Origin of the sequence: Paraburkholderia sp. GAS206C (assembly GCF_050435645.1) — a bacterium.
In the GTDB taxonomy this organism is placed as follows: domain Bacteria; phylum Pseudomonadota; class Gammaproteobacteria; order Burkholderiales; family Burkholderiaceae; genus Paraburkholderia; species Paraburkholderia phenazinium_B.
On record NZ_JBNDKR010000009.1, the window covers coordinates 343817 to 364322 of the forward strand.

18 protein-coding genes are annotated in these 20506 nt (G+C 62.4%); 6 read left to right on the forward strand and 12 right to left on the reverse strand.

All coding sequences use genetic code 11. The features are described from left to right. Positions 1-305 precede the first annotated feature (305 nt). From P3T20_RS26195 to P3T20_RS26220, 6 genes are all read left to right on the forward strand, one after another. Positions 306-1586: a Zn-dependent hydrolase gene (locus tag P3T20_RS26195; protein ID WP_429288269.1), complete on the forward strand. Its 1281-nt coding sequence runs from the start codon at positions 306-308 to the stop codon at positions 1584-1586. A 159-nt stretch (positions 1587-1745) separates the two neighbouring features. Beyond that, on the forward strand, positions 1746-3092 hold the full coding sequence (locus P3T20_RS26200) for an NAD(P)-dependent oxidoreductase (RefSeq protein WP_429288270.1): 1347 nt from the start codon (positions 1746-1748) through the stop codon (positions 3090-3092). A gap of 80 nt (positions 3093-3172) precedes the next feature. Beyond that, positions 3173-4492, forward strand: coding sequence for an NAD-dependent dihydropyrimidine dehydrogenase subunit PreA (gene preA, locus P3T20_RS26205; RefSeq protein ID WP_074264029.1), 1320 nt, complete (start codon positions 3173-3175; stop codon positions 4490-4492). Between the two features lie 135 nt (positions 4493-4627). Next, entirely contained in the window at positions 4628-6139 is a 1512-nt protein-coding gene (locus P3T20_RS26210; RefSeq protein ID WP_074264030.1) for an NCS1 family nucleobase:cation symporter-1, read from the forward strand. A 99-nt stretch (positions 6140-6238) separates the two neighbouring features. Beyond that, entirely contained in the window at positions 6239-7690 is a 1452-nt protein-coding gene (gene hydA / locus P3T20_RS26215; RefSeq protein ID WP_429288271.1) for a dihydropyrimidinase, read from the forward strand. Between the two features lie 216 nt (positions 7691-7906). Then, positions 7907-9316: a dienelactone hydrolase family protein gene (locus P3T20_RS26220; protein ID WP_074264032.1), complete on the forward strand. Its 1410-nt coding sequence runs from the start codon at positions 7907-7909 to the stop codon at positions 9314-9316. A 38-nt stretch (positions 9317-9354) separates the two neighbouring features. Here P3T20_RS26220 and P3T20_RS26225 read toward each other — a convergent pair whose 3' ends face one another. From P3T20_RS26225 to urtE, 12 genes are all read right to left on the reverse strand, one after another. Continuing rightward, positions 9355-10551: a mechanosensitive ion channel family protein gene (locus tag P3T20_RS26225; RefSeq protein WP_429288272.1), complete on the reverse strand. Its 1197-nt coding sequence runs from the start codon at positions 10549-10551 to the stop codon at positions 9355-9357. Between the two features lie 120 nt (positions 10552-10671). Further along, positions 10672-12465 carry a nitric oxide reductase activation protein NorD gene (locus tag P3T20_RS26230; RefSeq protein WP_429288273.1) on the reverse strand — a complete coding sequence of 598 codons (1794 nt, stop codon included), beginning with the start codon at positions 12463-12465 and terminating at the stop codon, positions 10672-10674. Next, complete coding sequence (locus P3T20_RS26235) at positions 12462-13292, reverse strand: CbbQ/NirQ/NorQ/GpvN family protein (RefSeq protein WP_074264034.1); 831 nt, start codon at positions 13290-13292, stop codon at positions 12462-12464. The genes P3T20_RS26230 and P3T20_RS26235 overlap by 4 nt, the downstream gene beginning before the upstream one ends. Further along, positions 13289-13429 carry a hypothetical protein gene (locus P3T20_RS26240; RefSeq protein ID WP_429288274.1) on the reverse strand — a complete coding sequence of 47 codons (141 nt, stop codon included), beginning with the start codon at positions 13427-13429 and terminating at the stop codon, positions 13289-13291. Before P3T20_RS26240 ends, P3T20_RS26235 begins: the two co-directional genes overlap by 4 nt. A gap of 10 nt (positions 13430-13439) precedes the next feature. Continuing rightward, positions 13440-14366 carry an urease accessory protein UreD gene (locus P3T20_RS26245; RefSeq protein ID WP_429288275.1) on the reverse strand — a complete coding sequence of 309 codons (927 nt, stop codon included), beginning with the start codon at positions 14364-14366 and terminating at the stop codon, positions 13440-13442. Continuing rightward, positions 14356-15051, reverse strand: coding sequence for an urease accessory protein UreG (gene ureG / locus P3T20_RS26250; protein ID WP_074264036.1), 696 nt, complete (start codon positions 15049-15051; stop codon positions 14356-14358). Before ureG ends, P3T20_RS26245 begins: the two co-directional genes overlap by 11 nt. Positions 15052-15081: 30 nt before the next feature. Continuing rightward, positions 15082-16785 carry an urease subunit alpha gene (gene ureC / locus P3T20_RS26255; protein WP_302050857.1) on the reverse strand — a complete coding sequence of 568 codons (1704 nt, stop codon included), beginning with the start codon at positions 16783-16785 and terminating at the stop codon, positions 15082-15084. Positions 16786-16794: 9 nt separating this feature from the next. Beyond that, positions 16795-17493 (reverse strand): urease subunit beta, encoded by a 699-nt coding sequence (gene ureB, locus P3T20_RS26260; protein WP_074264038.1) that lies wholly within the window; start codon positions 17491-17493, stop codon positions 16795-16797. Positions 17494-17510: 17 nt separating this feature from the next. Then, entirely contained in the window at positions 17511-18230 is a 720-nt protein-coding gene (locus tag P3T20_RS26265) for an urease accessory protein UreF (protein ID WP_074264039.1), read from the reverse strand. Further along, complete coding sequence (ureE, locus tag P3T20_RS26270; RefSeq protein WP_074264040.1) at positions 18223-18699, reverse strand: urease accessory protein UreE; 477 nt, start codon at positions 18697-18699, stop codon at positions 18223-18225. Before ureE ends, P3T20_RS26265 begins: the two co-directional genes overlap by 8 nt. 24 nt (positions 18700-18723) lie before the next feature. After that, positions 18724-19764, reverse strand: a complete 1041-nt coding sequence (locus P3T20_RS26275) for an aliphatic amidase (RefSeq protein WP_074264041.1) — start codon at positions 19762-19764, stop codon at positions 18724-18726. Between the two features lie 50 nt (positions 19765-19814). After that, positions 19815-20504 carry an urea ABC transporter ATP-binding subunit UrtE gene (gene urtE, locus P3T20_RS26280; protein WP_074264042.1) on the reverse strand — a complete coding sequence of 230 codons (690 nt, stop codon included), beginning with the start codon at positions 20502-20504 and terminating at the stop codon, positions 19815-19817. Positions 20505-20506 lie beyond the last annotated feature (2 nt).

A 20506-nucleotide genomic window follows, 5' to 3' on the forward strand; every position in this document is an offset into this window, starting at 1 on the left:
CGCTCATTCGCTGCGCGCCAATGCAGCATGCTGCATCGCAATGGCACGCTTTTCGCTCTATATGCCCACGTACGAAAAGCATTGATTTGGCGGCGTTAATCGTCTACAACCTGTCCAATCGGACAGGATTGGATGAGCGGGCGATACCCCAGGGTTAGCCCTTTGCCGGGTGCGGGTGAGAAGGCGATCCACGTGCACCGCAGCCGTGCGAAAACGCCCTAAAATCAGCCGTAAATGCACCAGTTTTATTTGGCGCGATGTGTGATCGCAGCAGAAAGGTCGGTTCATCGAAAGGAGCGAGACGAATGAACGCGGTATCCGAGGCGTTAAAGCATGCTGAACCCGATACGTCGATCAAGGTCGACGGCAAGCGTCTGTGGGACAGCCTGATGACGATGGCGAAAATCGGCGGGACACCTAAAGGCGGCGTCTGCCGCCTGGCGCTAACCGATCTCGACAAGCAGGGGCGTGACCTGATCGTAAGCTGGGCCAAAGAGGCGGGCTGCACGGTCACGGTGGATCAGATGGGCAATGTCTTCATGCGGCGTGCCGGGCGCAACCCGAACGCGCTGCCGGTCATGACCGGCTCGCATGCGGATTCGCAACCCACCGGCGGGCGTTTCGACGGCATCTATGGTGTGCTGGGCGGACTTGAAGTGATTCGCAGTCTGAACGATCACAGCATTGAAACCGAACATCCGATCGAAGTGGTGATCTGGACCAATGAGGAAGGCTCGCGCTTCGCTCCGGCGATGGTCGCTTCTGGTGTGTTTGCCGGCGTGTTTACGCTCGAATACGGCTTGTCGCGCAAGGACGTGGATGGCAAGACGATCGGCGAGGAACTCAAGCGCATCGGCTATGCAGGCGATGTGCCGTGCGGCGGCCGGCCCTTGCATGCGGCGTTCGAACTCCATATCGAACAAGGGCCGATTCTCGAAGCGGAACATAAGACGATCGGCGTCGTGACCGATGCGCAAGGGCAGCGCTGGTACGAAATCACGCTGACCGGCCAGGAAGCGCACGCGGGCCCGACGCCAATGCCGCGCCGTCGCGACGCGTTGCTCGGCGCAGCACGGGTAGTCGATCTCGTCAATCGCATCGGGCTCGACAACGCGCCGTTCGGTTGTGCGACCGTCGGCATGATGCAGGTGCACCCGAACTCGCGCAATGTGATTCCGGGCCGCGTGTTTTTCACCGTGGACTTTCGTCATCCTGACGATGCCGTGCTGGCGAAGATGGATGCCGCGCTACGCGAAGGCGTCGAAAAGATCGCGAGTGGCATTGGCGTCGAAACCGAGCTCGAGCAGATTTTCTATTACAAGCCCGTCGCTTTCGACGCGGCCTGCGTGAAGTCGGTGCGCGCCGCCGCGCAGCGCTTCGGCTATCCGCATCGCGACATGGTGTCCGGTGCGGGACACGACGCCTGTTATCTGTCGCAGGTCGCGCCGACCTCCATGGTGTTTGTGCCATGCGTCGACGGTATCAGTCACAACGAGATCGAGGACGCCACGCTCGAATGGATCGAAGCAGGCGCCAATGTGCTGCTGCACGCCATGCTGGAGCGTGCCTGCGAACCGGCTTCATGAGCTTGGAAGGATGAAGGGGGCGCCGCGCTGCGTATTTCAACCGGGCGTTGGCGCCTTTAGAAAGGCCTGACCGCATCACCCATAAAACAAGCCGTCCCGACTGCGCTCGCGTGCAGCCGGCGGGTACGGCTACGTCCTCACATTCAAGAAGGAACGTGTATGGCCATCAAGCAAACCGGCGACATTGCCCCGCATCGGCTGTCGCCCGAGCAGCTTTCATGCGAATTCGCCGATATCTCGCCCTTGCTCGATCCGGCCGCCGCAGCGGTGGCGGCGAGCCGCTGCCATTACTGCTACGACGCTCCATGCATTCAGGCGTGTCCGACGCAGATCGATATTCCCAGTTTTATCCGCAAGATCGGCAACGGCAATCTGAAAGGCGCGGCCCTCGATATTCTCTCGGCGAATCCGTTGGGCGGCATGTGCGCGCGGGTCTGTCCGACCGAGATCCTGTGCGAAGGGGCATGCGTGCGCAATCATCAGGACGAGAAACCGGTGGCGATCGGCGCGCTGCAACGTCACGCGACCGATTGGGCGATGGCGCGCGGCGAGGTGCTATTCAGGCGCGCGGCCGACACCGGGCGTCATGTGGCCGTCGTCGGCGCGGGTCCGGCGGGGCTGGCCTGTGCGCATCGGCTGGCGGTGGCGGGGCATCGCGTGACGATTTACGACGCGCATGAAAAGCCTGGTGGTCTTAACGAATACGGCATCGCTGCTTACAAGACGGTCGACGATTTCGCCCAGCGCGAAGTGGCCTGGCTGTGCTCGGTAGGCGGCATCGAAATCAAAAACGGTGTGACGCTTGGGCGCGACCTGAGTCTCGATGCGCTGCGCAAGCAACATGACGCGGTGTTTCTGGCGATCGGCCTGACCGGCGTGCGCGAGTTGGCGTTGGAAGGCGAAGCGCTCGGCGGTGTGCTTGACGCAGTCGATTTCATTGAGCAGGTGCGTCAGGCGAGCGATCTTGCAACGGTGCCGGTGGGCCGCCGCGTCGTCGTGATCGGCGGTGGCAATACGGCGGTGGATGCCGCGGTGCAAAGCCGCAAGCTGGGTGCCACGACGGTGACGATGGTGTACCGGCGCGGCGTGGAGACGATGAGCGCGACGTGGGCCGAACGCGAGTTTGCGCAGAGCCAGGGGGTGACGCTTACCACGCATGCGAAGCCGGTTCGTCTGATCGGCGGTGACGGCAACGTGACGGGTGTGGAGTTCGAGCGTAACTCGGCGGAGGGCAGCGAGCGCTTCGTTGTGGAGGCGGACATGGTGTTAAAGGCAATCGGTCAGACGCTGGTGGCGGTGGGCGTGGAGCGTGACCTGCTGACACTCGATGGCAGCCGGATCGCCGTCGACGCGAACGGGCAGACCTCATTGCCCGATGTGTGGGCTGGTGGCGATTGCGCCGCGACGGGCGGCGTCGATCTGACTGTGCAGGCGGTGCAGGACGGCAAGCTTGCCGCCGCCGCCATCGATGCGCACTTCGCCCGCACGGCGGTCAAGGCCGCCTAGCGATCCGCAAGCGAGCGCACTGCGCCTGGCAAAGCCACTCACCCGACCTCACGATAAAACAAAGTCCCAAGGAGCCGAACATGGCCGATCTGCGTTGTACGATTGCCGGCATCACTTCGCCGAACCCCTTCTGGCTCGCCTCCGCGCCGCCGACCGACAAAGCCTATAACGTCAACCGCGCCTTCGAAGCAGGCTGGGGCGGCGTGGTCTGGAAAACGCTCGGCCTCGATCCGCATGTGGTCAACGTCAGCTCGCGCTATGGCGCAGTGCAATGGAACGGCCAACGTATCGCAGGCCTGAACAATATTGAACTGATCACGGACCGTCCGCTCGACGTCAATTTGCGCGAGATCGCCCAGGTCAAGCGCGACTGGCCGGACCGCGCGCTGATCGTCTCGCTGATGGTGCCGTGCAACGAAAGCGACTGGAAATGGATCCTGCCGCTGGTCGAAGACACCGGCGCCGATGCCGTCGAACTGAATTTCGGCTGCCCGCACGGCATGAGCGAGCGCGGCATGGGCTCGGCAGTGGGGCAGGTGCCCGAATACGTGGAGATGGTCACGCGCTGGGTCAAGGAAGGCACGAAGCTGCCGTGCCTCGTCAAGCTGACGCCGAACATCAGCGACATCCGCATGGGTTCGCGCGCGGCCTACAAGGGCGGCGCGGACGGCGTCTCGCTGATCAATACGATCAACTCGATCGTGGGCGTGGATCTCGACGTGATGGCGCCGATGCCGATTGTCGACGGCAAGGGCACGCACGGCGGCTATTGCGGCCCGGCGGTCAAACCGATTGCGCTGAACATGGTGGCCGAAATCGCGCGCGATGCCGAAACCCCTGATCTGCCGATCTCCGGTATCGGCGGCATTTCGACATGGCGCGACGCGGCGGAATTTATCGTGCTGGGCGCAGGCAGCGTGCAGGTTTGCACGGCGGCAATGCACTACGGCTTCCGAATTGTCTCCGACCTCGCCGACGGCCTGTCGAACTGGATGGACGAAAAAGGTTACGCCACGCTCGACGACATTCGCGGCCGCGCGGTGCCCAACGTGACCGACTGGAAGTACCTGAATCTCAAGTACGACATCAAGGCGCGCATCGATCAGGACAAGTGCATCCAGTGCGGGCTGTGCCATATCGCCTGCGAAGACACCGCGCATCAGGCCATCATGCGCGAAAAGGATGGCATACGGCATTTTGAAGTGGTGGACTCCGAGTGTGTTGGGTGTAACTTATGCATGCACGTCTGCCCGGTTGACGAGTGCATCACGATGGAACGCGTCGACGCCGGTGAGTACGCCAACTGGACCACACATCCGAACAACCCGGCGAGCGCGAATGCGCCGGCGCAGCAGGCAGCACCGCAGGTCGGGCAGCAGGCCGCCGTGAAGGCAGCCTGACGTAGTAACGCATAACAAGGAAGAACCCGTAACAAACGAGGCGCTCGTACTGAACCTGGTTCCCATCCGGCCTGACGTCTCCTGAAGCATCGCGAGAAGAGGCGCAGGCCACAACGACGAAGTGGAGATACTTCAATGAAGCAGACAGCGCAAACCGTCGATCCGCAGCTAGCGGCCGGCGCGCAAGCCAGCAGCCTTTACAACGACGACCTGGCTCCAACCGGCGTCGCGCAGCGCACATGGAAGTGGTATCACTTCGCCGCGCTGTGGGTGGGGATGGTGATGAATATCGCTTCGTACATGCTCGCCGCCGGCTTGACGGAGCAGGGCATGTCGCCGTGGCAGGCGGTTGTTACCGTGCTGCTCGGCAACCTGATCGTGCTCGTGCCGATGCTGCTGATCGGGCATGCCGGGGCGAAACACGGCATTCCGTATGCGGTGCTGGTGCGTTCGTCGTTCGGCACGCAAGGGGCGAAATTGCCGGCCATGCTGCGTGCGATTGTCGCTTGCGGCTGGTACGGGATTCAAACGTGGCTTGGCGGCAGCGCGATCTATACGCTGCTCAATATCCTGACCGGCAATGCACTGCATGGCGATGCGCTGCCGTTCCTCGATATTTCGCTTGGGCAGCTGGCGTGTTTCCTTGTGTTCTGGGCCCTGCAGATCTACTTCATTGTGCATGGCACCGACTCGATCCGCTGGCTGGAAAGCTGGTCGGCGCCGATCAAGGTGGTGATGTGTATTGCGCTCGTGTGGTGGGCGACCTCGAAAGCCGGCGGAATCGGTTCGATGCTCTCGGCGCCGTCGCAGTTCGTAGCTGGCGGGAAGAAGGAAGGCCTGTTCTGGGCGACGTTCTGGCCGGGGCTTACCGCGATGGTGGGCTTCTGGGCCACGCTTGCGCTGAACATTCCTGACTTCACGCGCTTTGCCCGCTCGCAGCGCGATCAGATCATCGGCCAGTCGATCGGCTTGCCCGCGCCGATGGCGTTGCTCTCGGTCATTTCCGTGGTGGTGACCTCGGCTACCGTGGTGATCTACGGCAAAGCGATCTGGGATCCTATCGATCTCACGAGCCGCATGACCGGCATTGGCGTAGGCGTTGCGCTCGTGATCCTGACGCTCGATACGATGTGCTGCAACCTCGCGGCCAACCTGGTCGGGCCCGCGTATGATTTTTCGAGCCTGTGGCCCAAAGGTATTTCGTATCGCGTGGGCGGCATGATTACCGCGACCATCGCGATCGTGATGATGCCGTGGAAGATTCTGGCGACGACGCAGGGCTATATTTTCACGTGGCTGGTGGGCTATTCGGCCTTGCTCGGACCGGTGGCCGGCATCCTCATGGTGGATTACTTTCTGATTCGCGGTACAGAGCTCGATCAGCGCGAACTGTTCGACGAGAACGGCGAGTACAGTTACACCGGTGGCTGGAATATCGGCGCCGTGGTGGCGCTACTGGTGGGGGTCTTGCCGAATCTGCCGGGTTTTCTGCATACCGCGTTTCCGGCGACGTTCCCTAACGTGCCGGCGTTCTTCAATACGCTCTACACGTATGCGTGGTTCGTGGGTCTTGCACTCGCGTCCATCGTCTACACCGCGTGGATGAAATTCAGCAAAGGGCCGAGTGCGCGGGTTGCCAGCGCATGAGGCAGGCATGGAAGAGGCGCGGATGTTGATACCACCCGTGCCTTTCCGATGCAGCAGCAAGGGCAATGAATACGTAGCAGTCAATGAGGAGGCAGCAAGATGACGATCCTGATTCGCGGGGGCACGGTAATCGACGCGGACCGTAGCTGGCGGGCAGACGTGTTGTGCGCGGACCCGCAGGACGGCGGCACGATCCTGCAGGTTGGCCCGGAACTGGAGGCGCCTGCGGGTGCGTCGATTGTGGACGCGCATGGACAGTATGTGATGCCGGGGGGCGTCGACCCGCATACGCACATGGAATTGCCCTTCATGGGCACCACTGCAAGCGACGACTTCTATACGGGCACGGCAGCAGGTTTGTCGGGCGGCACCACGAGCATCATCGACTTCGTGATTCCGAGTCCGCGCCAGTCGCTGATGGAGGCGTTTCATGCGTGGCGCGGCTGGGCCGAGAAAGCCTCGGCCGATTACGGCTTTCACGTAGCGGTGACCTGGTGGGACGAATCCGTGCATCGCGACATGGGCACGCTCGTGCATGAGCATGGGGTGTCGAGTTTCAAGCACTTCATGGCCTACAAGAACGCCATCATGGCCGACGACGAAGTGCTGGTGAACAGCTTCGCGCGTTCGCTCGAACTTGGCGCACTGCCCACCGTCCATGCGGAAAACGGCGAACTGGTGTTCCAGTTGCAGCGTCAGTTGCTCGCGCGTGGTATCACCGGGCCGGAAGCGCATCCGCTTTCGCGGCCGCCTGAAGTGGAAGGCGAGGCCGCTAACCGGGCGATTCGTATTGCGCAGGTGCTGGGGGTGCCGGTGTATATCGTCCACGTGTCGTCGAAAGATGCGGCCGACGCAATTGCGCGGGCGCGCAGCGAAGGCCTGCGGGTATTCGGCGAAGTCTTGCCGGGGCATCTCGTGATCGACGAGGCCGTCTATCGCGATCCGGACTGGACGCGTGCCGCGGCGCACGTGATGAGCCCGCCGTTCCGTTCTGCCGAGCATCGCGAGGCGCTATGGAGCGGACTGCAAGCGGGGCAGTTGCACACTACCGCTACCGATCACTGCGTGTTCTGCGCCTCGCAAAAGGCCATGGGGCGCGAAGACTTCACGAAGATACCAAACGGCTGCGGCGGGGTGGAAGACCGCATGTCGGTGCTCTGGCATCACGGCGTGAATTCGGGGCGTCTCACGCCTAACGAGTTCGTGCGCATTACCTCGACCAATGCGGCGCAGATTTTCAACCTGTATCCGCGCAAGGGGGCGGTGCAAGTGGGCGCGGATGCAGATCTGGTGGTTTGGGATCCAACCGCCAGCAAGACGATTTCGGTCAAGACGCATCACCAGAAGGTCGATTTCAACGTGTTCGAAGGTATGACGGTGCAGGGCGTCGCGACACACACGCTGACGCGCGGCGCGTTGGCGTGGACCGATGGCGACCTGCGGGCCGTACGCGGCGCGGGCCAGTATCTGAAGCGTCCGCCTAATGCGGCTTACTTCGATGCGATCCGCGTGGCCAACAAGCTCAAGGAGCCTCACGCGGTGGAGCGGTAGTCGTCGGTGCGGGCGAGCGCGCAGGTTTTGTATGAATGTCGCTGCGCGCTCGCCGGGTTGAGGTTGTTAGCGTTAAGAGAGGGTCGGGCGCTCGCCCTGAGCGCTCGCGGCTATTCAGTTTTGCCGGGGCTTGCCGTTAAACGGGAGCAGGCAGGTACTGCCTTGGTCTCAACCTGATTCAAGCCTCCTCGCGCTAACAACTAAAACCAGCCGCGTATGTTGCGTTCGATTTCGTCATTCGTTTTGTTGCTATGTGTGCTGTTTGCGGCGTCGACGCGGCCAGGGTTCGCCGCGACGTCCGTCACGATCGAGCCCGATAGCGCGCCACGCGCGCCGCTCAATGAACAGTTGCTGAGCGTGCCGGTCGAATCGTCGCCGCCGCTGCATCTGCAGGTGACGCTGTTCATGCCGTCGCACGGCGGCCCGTTTCCGCTCGTGATCGTGAATCATGGCGCGTCGCACGATCTGCGCAACACGCCGCGCGTCGCCGATAACTTTATTCCCTACTATTTCCTTTCACGCGGCTATGCGGTTGCGCTGCCGATGATGCGTGGCTATGCCGGTTCCGAGGGCTATCCGAGGCCGCATGGCTGCGACGTCGCGGCGCTCGGACTCGATTCGGCGCGCGATATTCGCAACGTGCTCGACTATGTGAAGCAGCTACCCGGTATCGATACTTCGCATATCGTGGTGGCCGGCAAGAGCATGGGCGGATGGAATACGCTTGCGTTCGGCTCGCTCAATCCACCTGACGTCAAGGGACTTATCAGCTTCGCTGGAGGCGTGAAGGAGTCCGACTGCAAAAGCCCGGATGCGAGCCTGATTAGCGCTGCACAGCAGTTCGGCGCGCAGACGAAATTACCTTCGATCTGGTTCTTCGGCGAGAACGACCAGATCTTCGCCACGCCCACGTGGCAGGCAATGTTCAAACAGTACACCGCAGCGGGTGCCCATGCGGAACTGGTCGACTACGGTGTGTTCCAGAAGGACGCCCATGCGATGACCGCCTCCGGGGCCGGGCTGCCGTTGTGGGTGCAGAAGGCCGACTCGTTTCTTGCAAGCATCGGCATGCCGAGCCAGGAAGTCGACCCCGAGTACTTGCCGGATCGAGCGCGTGCAGCCAGCGCATATGCCGACATCAACGACCTTGACGCGGTGCCGTTTCTGACCGAAAAGCAACGCGACGATGTGTATCGCCACTTTCTCGCCGCACCACTCCCACGCGCCATCGCAATCGGTTCGACGAGTGCGGTTTACATATCGGGCGGTTTCGATCCCAGCCTGAGTGCAATGGACAGGTGCTGGAAGCTCACGCGCTATTGCCAGCTCTATGCGGTGGACAACATGGTGGTCTGGCCGCGGCTCGAGTCGGAACCGCCCAGCACGAAATTCGCCGCACTAGCGGACGTCTCCGCCGTGCCTTATCTGAGCGAACGCGGTCGCCGGATGTACACGAAGTTTCTGAGCCTGCGCACTCCGCGTGCTTTTGCGATCGCGCCGGACGGCGCCTGGGGCTACGCATGGGGGATCGATCCGATCAACGACGCACTGGCTTACTGCGCAAACGGACACGCCGGGTGCCGGTTGTATGCGGTAAATCGCGATGTGGTGTGGACCGGCAAATAATGTGGCTGCGAAGCGGGACCGCAGCTAGCTGTTAGCCGCTAGCGCTTCTGCCAGACGCGTAAGCCGAACAGCGGCACAATCCCGTAGACGTGGTCGAGCATATCCGACTGGATGCGTTCATAAGAATGCCAGTCGGTGTCGTTGACGAACAGGAATACCTCCAGCGGTACGCCGAATTCCGTCGCCTGCAGGAGCCTGACGATGAGCGGCATATCGGTTCGAACCGCGGGATGCTGGCGGAAATATCCGACCAGATAGTGGCGAAACAGGCCGAGATTGGTGAGGCGCGGGCCCTCGTTCGTGAGGCTCAGGGGCGCCATCAGATCAGTACTTGCGCTCAGCTTTGCGAGCATTTCATCGTCGCAAAACCGGATGCTGTCGACGTCCATGTGAATCGGATGCTTGAGACGCCGTCCTCCCGATTCGACCATGCCGCGCCAGTTCTTGACGCCATTGGTTAGCAATACATAGCTTGGTATCGTCACGATGGAATTGTCGAAGTTCTGCACCTTGATCGTATTCAGGGCAATGTCGATAACCGTGCCGTCCGCGACGAAGCCTGGCACTTCGATCCAGTCGCCTACGCGCAACATGTCATAGGCAGCCAGCTGGATACTTGCCACGAAACCCAGCAGCGAATCGCGAAAGATGATGATCAGAAGCGCGGTCATCGCGCTCACACCGGTGAGGAAATAGGCTGGCGAGCGATGCAGCAGCAGGGAGATGAGCGCGATCAGTGCTGCGATGTACAGGGCAATCGTGGTGACCTGCAGGAAGCTCTTGATGGGCCGCTCGGCTGCGTGCGGGTAGTGGCTATAGCGGTCTTCAATACTGGCGAGGAATGCGAACGCGGCGCGCAGCGTCGTCAGAACCATGTAGCACGCGGAGAGCGTTTCGAGCGGTGCGCCCAGCAGGTAGACCACTGGAAACGACAGACCCGATAGCAGCGGGGCGGACAGATAGAGGAGGTACGCCGGCACGAGCGGCGCGAGTCGGTCGAATACCTTGTGTTTCTCGGCAGAACGTAGCCACATGCGGCGTTCGCCGCGCGCAAGGCGGGCGACGATCCGCAGCATGATGAAGCGTGTGACGTAGTAACCGAGCGTGCTGACGATGGCGATCAACAACAGCAGCGCTATGACGAGAAGCGTGGCGACGAAGGCGCTGTCGGTATAGACATAGAAATGACGGTGTCCGTCCCGATCCGTCACGATGTGGAAGATGCCGTCGAACATAGATCCTCTCAGTCGTGAGCAGGCCGTTCTCCGCCGCGGTTCCGCATGCACTTAATACGCACGCTGCGAACTGTCTGCCGGCCTTGGCGTATCAAGCGGTATTGTAGTGTTGCCGGATCATCAAGTGGCAGATATAAGCGCGCCCAGCGCCGACGGCAAACCATGCAGGTCGTTGAGAGGTGCAACCCGGCGTCGGCCGAATAGCGCTTTGGCGTCATCGAGTGTCTGCGGATCGAGGGCAAGACATCCGCACCGGATGCCCCGCACCGCAAGCTCGTTCAATGCACGCCGCGTGTCCTCACGCAGATAGCGTGAATCGAAGACATCGATATCGAACGGCATGCCGTCGGACACCGTCAACAGGCTGGCTCTGGAGAAGCCCATGCGCGCGGCCTCCTGGCTAACCTTTGCACCGGTATGCCGCAGTGCCGCGCCGAAGCGCGTGGACAGGCCTGGACGAATCCGCGCGAGGTAGGCCTCGGTCGACGCGCTCCACATCTCGTCGAAGTCTTTGAACACGTGAAAGCGCACGCGATGCCGCCCATCGGAATGAAAGCCGTACATCGCATAAGGCCGGTCACCCGTGTTTAGCGCTTGTCCAAGTATGCGAGCGACGTCGAGCACGGTATCGATGCGCCCGTCGAACGCATTCGACGCCGAGAGGTCCAGCAGGATCGCAAGCGGCGCACCGCGCGCTTGCAGTCGGGGCACGACGAAGCCCTTGAAACGGTCCCGCTCGCCGCGCATCGCATCAATGCGCCCAGCGATGCATGCATCGAGATCGAGCAGATCGCCTTCGAACTCGCGAGTCCTGCCGGTGACGGCGCGCTCCCGTGTCGAATTGAGCATCGCCCTGATGCGCTGTGCCGATGTTGTGCGATCGTCAAGGACCGGACGCTCTGGCATGGCGGCGTCGAGACGCAATGATTCGACGCTGCACCAGTTGCCGCGATAGCGCCGGATCACGTAGTCCCACTCAGGGTAGCGATGCAAGGATACGATGCGCGTGGCCAGTTCCTCATCGTGTGCAGCAGCGGCTGTTGGTGTGTCGCCGGGGGTATTCGCAATCCGTTTGGGCGGCGTTGGTTCTTTGGGTGGAACTTCGCCGGTTCCTTCGCTTTCCTGTGGCGCGACATTGCGCTCGGGTGTTGCATCGCCGGATGCCGGCGCGATGGGTGTCGGGGGCAAGTCCCATAGCAGGCTGTTGTCATCGCGATAGACGGCTTCCGGGGCATACGTCTTCGCGTTGAACTGGATGCGCATCTGGCCGAGATCGTTGCCCAGCAGGTTGCCGAGATGGCGCGAGATGGTGGGGTCCGTTCCATCTGTTCTCCTGAACGCCTCTTCGAACAAGGCGCGGCCATTCGTGACCCAGCCGTCTCGATCGACGTATCCCGGGTCCAGCAGAGCGCGCGCAAGTCTTGCGATCAGAGCAGCCGCGGTGCCCGCGCTCTCCGGACCCGTTCTATGAAATGGCAGCCACCAGCGCCGCAAGCCTGGATAGCGCGCCATTGCGAGCCGCTCGACCCGTGCGTCTTCGATCACGCCAACCAGCGTCAACTGCAACGGCCGCAGTTTGGCGGGATCGAAGCGCACGGTCGAATAGGTGAGGTGGGCTGCTGCATGGGCGGCACATGCCAGGTAGAAATGGCGCGCGTCGTCCAGACTCTCGGCCTCATGTTCACGCGGCAGCATCAGTGCGGTGTCGGTGACAATCGGGCAGGGTTGTGCAACTGCTTCTTCATTGCGCACGAGTGCCTGCACAGGAGCGTTCAGCTGCCATGCGGCGCGCAGATACAAACCGAGCGTCCGCTCGAAGCGGTTGAGCGAAATGGCCTCACGCGTAGTGATCGTGCTGGGCGTCTTGGCGATGCCCTGGCGCGTCGCCGTCGCCATTGCCGCGCCGGCGTTCATCCGAACACGCCACTGGCTGTTGCCATCAGCGCGGCACACAGATCGGCGTCGTCGCCAAGTGGCTGGATGATGCCGATCCGGCACGCGGCCAACGCATCCATGCCATGCGCGATCAACGTCGCCGCGTAGATCAGCATGCGTGTCGAAGCGCCTTCGGGCAACGCGGGATCGTCAAGCATGCGGGTGCGCGTTGCAATCGTCACGAGCTTTTCGGCCACTGCGTGGGGCACACCGCCCTCATGCGCAACGATCGCGGCTTCGGTCTGCGCATCCGGCCAGCTGAGGTCGAGCGCAACAAAGCGCTGACGCGTCGACGGCTTCAGGTTCTTCGACACATGCTGATAGTGCGGATTGAACGAGATCACCAGGGTGAAATCCGGATGCGCGGTGATCAGCTCGCCGCACTTGTCGATCGGCAGAATTCGACGCGAATCGGTCAGCGGATGAATGACCACAGTCGTGTCCTGCCGCGCTTCGACCACTTCATCGAGGTAACAGATCGCCCCATGCCTGACGGCTTGAGTAAGCGGTCCGTCTTGCCAGTAGGTGCCGTTTCCGTCGAGCAGGTAGCGGCCAACAAGATCGCCGGCATTCATGTCTTCGTGACAGGCAATCGTCACGAGCGGGCGCTTGAGCCGCCAGGCCATGTGTTCGACCAGCCGCGTCTTGCCGCAGCCGGTCGGACCTTTGAGCATGATCGGCAATCGCGCATGGTAAGCGGCTTCGAACCATGCCAGTTCGTGATCGACCGGCTGATACCAGGGCTCCTGCGCGACACGCCACGCGTCCAGCGGCGCGCCGGCCGGCGTAAGTGGCGCTCTCGTCATGCGCCTCCCTGCTCGTACGCGTGCGCGGCTCGCCGGACGGGTTCGGAATACTGGTCGAGTTCGACTTCGGTCAGAGACAGATGACGGGCCTGGCTGATATCGATCAGATCGGCCCTGGACGGACGGCGAAGTGTCACGGCATACCTCTCAGTTGCGGTTCTGGGACGCGTGGGACGCGCGTGGCGCCCCTTCGTGGAAACTGTCGAGCGTCAGATGGACGGCCTCGACAGCCGTGGAAAAGATCGCGCGCAAGGCGATGCTGTCGGCGGCCAGCATCCTGACGAACGTGCCGCATGCGCCTGGCAGCACACCTGCTGCGGCATAAGCGGTCGTGAGTGGCATGTCGAGCTTCTGGAGTGCTGCATTGATGGCGCATGCCAGTGCTTCGTTGCCTGCGTCGCTGTCGTCGCGTCTGAGCACGAGCAGGCCACCGTGCGCACCATACGTCTGCCGCACCCCGGTAAGCGAGCCGCGCGCAGCGCCGGGCTCGAGGCGAAATCGGTCGCGCGCCAACAGTTGCGAGTCGGCGTTGCGGACGTTGAGGGTTGCATCCAGGACTCCGAAGCGCGCAGCTTGGTGCGTGGGGTCGTGCGTGAGCCACGTATCGGCGATGAGAACCGTTGCAGCCCGGTGCAACACGACGTCGATGGTGCTCAGAAGGCAGGCAGCGGGAAACAGGATGGTCGGTTGCGGCAGATAGTCGAAACGCGATTCCGGATGGGCTTCGATGGCGACCCGCGAATGTGCGATGCCGTGTGTCATCGTGTGGACGATGGTTGCCGCTGCTGTGCGAACGGTGGCCCGCGCGCGCGGCATTGCTACGAAGCGCTGGAACACGCGGTCGTTTTCGAACAGGCCTCCCGACGAGGATTGCACGATTACTTCCGCGTTGGCATGGGAGCGACATGAAGAAGAGGCGATTCGCCGGGTTAGCGGCAAGACACGCCCGACATGAAACGGATAACCGCCGCGCTGCCGTGATAGCCAGGTCTTGCCGGACGCCGCACGCTCGAAACACAGATCGAGTTGCGCTGGTTCCGCGTCGACGTACCCCGGTAGCGTCTCAGAGCGCATCGAAGAGCACGTTTTCGACGATGGCATCGGCGACCGCATCCACTCCAGCGCCTGTCGCACAGTTAGTCAACAGCACGGGCCGTCCGCTGCGCACCTCGCGCGCCTCGCCGACCATCCGTTCCAGATCCACGCCCACGTACGGCGCGAGGTCGAACTTGTTGATCACCAGCAGATCGCAGGACAGCACGCCGAGTCCGCGTTTGCGCGGGATATCGTCACCGGCTGCGACGTCGATGACGAAGATCCAGTAGTCCACCAGATCGAGCGAGAACGATGACGCGAGATTGTCGCCGCCCGATTCGATCAGAACCAGCCGCAAGCCGGCATAACGTGCGTCGAGTTCGTCCGCGGCCTGCAGGTTGAGGGTTGGGTCTTCGCGGATCGCAGTATGGGGGCACGCACCCGTTTCGACAGCGAGCACGCGTGCCGGATCGATCAGACCGCTACGGCGTACCCGGTCGGCGTCTTCGCGCGTGACGAGATCGTTGGTGATGATCGCGAGGTCGACACCGCGTGCCGCGAAGCGCGGAATCAACCGTTCGAGCAGGCGCGTTTTACCCGATCCCACAGGGCCGCCTATGCCGACGCGGGCCGCGCGTGCAGCATGGCCAGTGGACTGCGCGGCGTTATCAAACGGCGTTGTTGCAAACGGCTCGCCGCTGGAGAAATTAAACTCGGTGCTCATCGAAACACTCCTGTATGCCCTGCGATGCGTCTAACGCAACATGTACCGTCGGCTAAGCGGGACTTCGCGCGCCGGGTCGCAGCGGATCACCTGGCCGTCCACGGACACTTCGAACGTCTGCGCATTGACGGAGATGGAAGGGCACGCGTCGTTGTGCAGCATGTCGCGCTTGCTCAGGTTTCGTGTGCCGTGCGCACCGACCAGCTTGCGCGTGATGCCTAAGTGGCCGTGCAGATCCGCCTCGAGCGCCAGCCGGTTCACGAAGTTGACAGCAAGCGAGGCGGGTGCGCGTCCGAACGCTCCCCATTGCGGCCGCATGGCGAGCGGCTCGCAGGTCATCAGCGAAGCGGCGGAATCACCCATCGCTCCCCACGCAATAAAGCCGCCCTTGATGACGACCTCAGGCTTGATGCCAAAGAATGCGGGCCGCCACAGCACAATATCGGCGAGCTTGCCGTCCTCGAGCGAGCCGACCGTGTCGGCAATGCCGAAAGTGCGCGCCGCGTTGATCGTGTACTTGGCGATGTACCGTTTGATCCGCTCGTTGTCGCCGCGTGCAGTGCGTTCGCTGGAAAGACGTCCGCGCTGGTCCTTCATTTTCGAGGCCAGTTGCCACGTCCGGCAGATCACTTCGTTGATACGCCCCATTCCCTGGCTGTCCGAACCGAGCATCGAGATCGCGCCGAGATCGTGCAGGACGTCCTCGGCCGAAATCGTCTGCGCGCGGATGCGCGATTCGGCGAACGCGACATCTTCCGGTACCGCTGGGTTCAGGTGATGACACACCATGATCATGTCGAGGTGCTCATCGAAGGTGTTCACGGTGTATGGATTGGTCGGATTGGTCGACGAGGGCAGGCAGTTCAACCGTCCCGCCACCGCGATGATGTCGGGCGCGTGGCCGCCGCCCGCTCCTTCGGTGTGGTACATATGGATCGTGCGGTCCTTCATTGCAGCTACTGTGTCTTCGAGAAAGCCGGACTCGTTTAGTGTGTCGCTATGCAACTGCACCTGAAAGTCGTATTCGTCGGCGACCGTCAGACATGTGTTGATTACCGCGGGCATCGCGCCCCAGTCCTCGTGGATCTTCAGCCCGAGGCAGCCGCCACGTAGCTGACCGAGCAACGAACCCGGTTTGCTCGAGTTGCCGCGCCCGAGAAAGCCGAAGTTGAGCGGCCACTGCTCGGAGGCCTGCATCATGCGTCCCACGTTCCACTCGCCGCCGCAATCGATGCCCACCGTGATCGGCCCGAGCGAGCCGCCAATCAGCGTGGTGAGGCCGGAGGCAAGCGCGTGTTCGCAGAGTTGCGCCGAGTCGAAATGCACGTGGACGTCGATACCGCCTGGGGTGGCGATAAGTCCTTCGGCATCCTTGACAGTCGTCGAGACGCCGCATACGAGGCGCGGGTCGACACCATCCATCACTTGCGGATTGCCAGCCTTGCCGATCGCCACGATCCTGCCGTCCTTGATACCGATATCGCCTTTCACGATGCCAAGCACCGGATCGATGATCGTCGCGTTGCAGATCAGCATGTCGAGTGCACCGTCTGCGCTATCATGCCCGGCTTTCAGGCCCATGCCGTCGCGCAGTGTCTTGCCGCCGCCGTGCAGGCATTCGTCGCCCGGCACCGCATAGTCATGTTCGATCTCGGCGAAGAGCGACGTGTCTCCTAGGCGTACTGCGTCGCCCGTGGTCGGCCCGAACATCTCGGCGTAGGCCTGGCGTGTCATCGTAACCATTCAGGCTCCTTCGAAGCCGCGCTGGGCGGCGCGTGCGAGGGCGGCCTCGCGTAGGCCGGTGTCGGCGAGCGCGCCGTCCGTCAGACCGTTGAGGCCGAAAATTTCCTGCGTGCCGCCGAAGGCGACCAGCGTCACGTCCTTGGCGTCGCCGGGTTCGAACCGCACGGCCGTGCCTGCCGGGATGTCGAGCCGCATGCCGAACGCGGCGGCGCGGTCGAAGCGCAGTGCGCGATTGACTTCGAAGAAATGGAAATGGCTGCCCACCTGAATCGGCCGGTCGCCCGTGTTGACGGCACGCACGGTGGTGCGAACGCGGCCGGCGTTCAGTTCAATGTCCCCTTCCATTGCCAGAATTTCACCGGGTACTACGGTGTCGGCAGCGGGTGTCTGCGTGCCGGGCCGGATCGGCTGATGCACGGTCACGAGCTTGGTGCCATCGGGAAACGAGCCTTCGACCTGCAGCATCGGCACGAGGTCGGCGACGCCGGGCAGCACGTCGTCCTCGGATAGCAGCGTCGACCCGTAGGCGATCAGGTCCGCCACGCTGCGGCCTTCGCGCGCGCCCTCGAGAATTTCGTCCGCAATCAGTGCGACGGCTTCCGGATGATTGAGTTTTAGACCCTTGTCGCGATGACGGCGGGCCAGTTGTGCGGCGGTGAAAAGCGTCAGGCGCTCGTATTCGGTCGGGGTCAGCAGCATCGCGGTCTTCCTTCCTGTTAGTTGGCAAAGAGCCGCGCGTCGTGCGTCTGGCTGCGCAGCGCGGCAATGTCGGCTGCGAAGGTGGCGGCGTGCAGGTCGTCGAGCGGTGGCGCCGGCTGTGCGAGGACACGTGCGAGCGGCGCGCGCAGCAGCGTTAGAACGCGCTGCGCGTCGAGATGACCGACGATGCCCAGACGCACGGCCGAACTCACTGAGCCCGTGCAGGTCATGTGCGCGGAGATGGCACGCGCCTCTTCCTCCGCGATACCAAGGCTGCGCCACACCGCGCCTTGGACGGTGACGAGATGGCCCGGTGTGCGGCCAGCCGCGATGGCGTTGCGAATCCGGTTCGCCGTTTCCGAACCGAGCCGCGCATGCACATCGGCCAACGTGCGGCCGAGACGGCGCGAGCCGTTGCGCAGAGCCGGGGGCAAGCTCATGGCCTCGGCCAGCGCATCAACTTCATGCCACACGTCAAATGCGTCCCCGGCGCGCCACGCGCCACACATCAGCCCTTGATCCAGACTCGCCCAGCGTGATAAGGCCTGCGATTCGACGAACGCAAACAGCGTTGTCGCGTCAGTCACGAGCGCATCACGCATGAGGCCTTCGAGACCCCACGAGAACGCCATCGCGCCGCCGGGGAAAAAGCTGTCCGACTGCTGCAGGCTGGCAAGCAGGCTAATGGGCCCGTTTGCGATTGCCTCAGGTGGGCGAGTGGGGGACGTCTCAGGCATGGTGATGCTTTCCCCCCGCGAGTCCTTCGGTTGCGAGGCGAATGCGTTGATCCGCGAGCATCGGGGTGAGCCGTTGCAGATAATCGTCAAGCGCGCCCTTGACCGCGATTTCCAGTGCGTTCCGATCGAAGCGCACCTTCCAGTGCATGTTGCCGGCGAAGTAGCCTAGCTCGAGCGCCGCGGCCGCATCGCGTGGTTCGAGTCGCAGCCAACGGGTGTCTTCAGTACGCACGACCAGCGCCGCATCGCGGTCGAGCCGCAGCACCGCGCCGTCGAAGAGATGGGCATCGCGGTCGAGTGCGATGCCGCATTCGTCGCCGCGCTGAGTACGCGTGCGCAGGCGGTGCCGCCGGATATCGTCGGCGGCGAGCGTCACATAATCGACTAGCCCCTGATGCTCGAGCGAGTGCAGCAGATCGGCAATGCGCGGTTCGGACGCACTGCCTATGATCGACGTGTAGGTAATCATCGCGTGTCGCTCCCGCCGGGCCGTTTAGCGATGTGCCAGATCGGACGGATTCGGAATCCCTGGGATCGGGCATTCGTCGGTGCCTGGCGTGCTGCGCGTGAGCGCCTCGACCATCTTGCGGGTGCCTTCCGGATCGGTGATCCACTTCGAGTAGAAGTCGTACGGGCAGTCGGCCACGCCGTCGGCTTCCTCGCGGGAGTTGATCTTGCCGGTGTAGCCGCGATGCAGCAGCTTGTACAGGTGGTTTTCCGACTGCATGTTCTTGCGGGCATCGCGGATCAGGCTCTTGGATAGCGCGCCGTACTGGATGCCGAATTCTTCCTCGCCGCATTCGCCGAGCGTGCGCCCGTCGAAACCGATGATCGCCGAGTGGCCGAAGTACGAGTAGACGCCGTCGAAGCCGGCGGCATTGGCGACTGCTACGTAGACGTTGTTCGCCCACGCCATCGACTTGGCCATCAGCACCTGCTGCTCCTTGGCGGGGTACATGTAGCCCTGGCAGCGTACGATCAGCTCCGCGCCTTTCATCGCGCAGTCACGCCAGATTTCCGGATAGTTGCCGTCGTCGCAGATGATCAGGCTGATTTTCAGTCCCTTCGGGCCTTCCGACACATACGTGCAGTTCCCGGGATACCAGCCTTCGATCGGCACCCATGGCATGATCTTGCGGTACTTCTGCACGATCTCGCCCTTGTCGTTCATCAGGATCAGCGTGTTATACGGCGCCTTGTTCGGATGCTCCTCGTGACGCTCTCCGGTGAGCGAGAACACGCCCCACACCTTGGCGCTGCGGCACGCTTCAGCGAAGATTTCGGTCTCCTCGCCGGGCACCGCGGCTGCGGTGTCGTACATCTCCTGCTGGTCGTACATGATGCCGTGCGTGCTGTACTCCGGAAAAATCACGAGGTCCATGCCGGGCAGGCCGATTTTCATACCCTTGAGCATCTCGGCGATCTTGCGCGCGTTGGCGAGCACTTCGGCCTTGGTGTGAAGACGCGGCATCTTGTAGTTGACCACTGCCACACCAACCGTGTCGAGACTGCTTGAAATGTCACCGTGTAACATAAGGACTCCTTTTTGGTAAGGGTGCACTCCCGCAGGGGAGTGTCGTGAATTCAGATGGTCAGATAGCGCATGATCCGTTCTGCGTCGACGTTCTCACGCCGGTCGCTGTGCACGAAGCGACCCTTCTCGATGATGAGAAAGCGATCAGCAATCTCGAGCGTGAAGTTCAGCACCTGCTCGGAGACGATCAAGGCGAAATTGCGTTCCTTCTTCAGGCGATTGAGCGCGCGGGCGATGTCCTTGATGATCGACGGCTGGATGCCTTCTGTGGGCTCGTCGAGAATCAGCACTTTGGGCTCGGAAACGAGGGCGCGGGCGATCGCAAGCTGCTGTTGCTGGCCGCCGGAGAGATTGCCGCCGCGCCGGGCGCGCATTTCCCAAAGCACGGGGAACGACTCATAGATGTACTCTGGAATCTTCGGCTTACGGACCCGGTCCATGCCGGTGAGGATATTTTCTTCCACGCTTAGGTACGGAAAGATCATCCGGCCTTGCGGCACATACCCGAAGCCCGCGGCAACCCGCTCGTAACTTTTCGTTCCTGCCAGATTGCGTCCGCCCAGGTTGATTTCGCCGCTGCGCGAAGGGATCATACCGATCAGCGACTTCAGCAGGGTGGTCTTGCCCATGCCGTTGCGGCCCATCACAGCAATGGTTTCGCCGGACATCAGCTCGAAACTGAGGTCGTGAAGAATATGGCTTTCGCCGTAGAACACGTTGAGATTCTGGATCGCGAGCATAT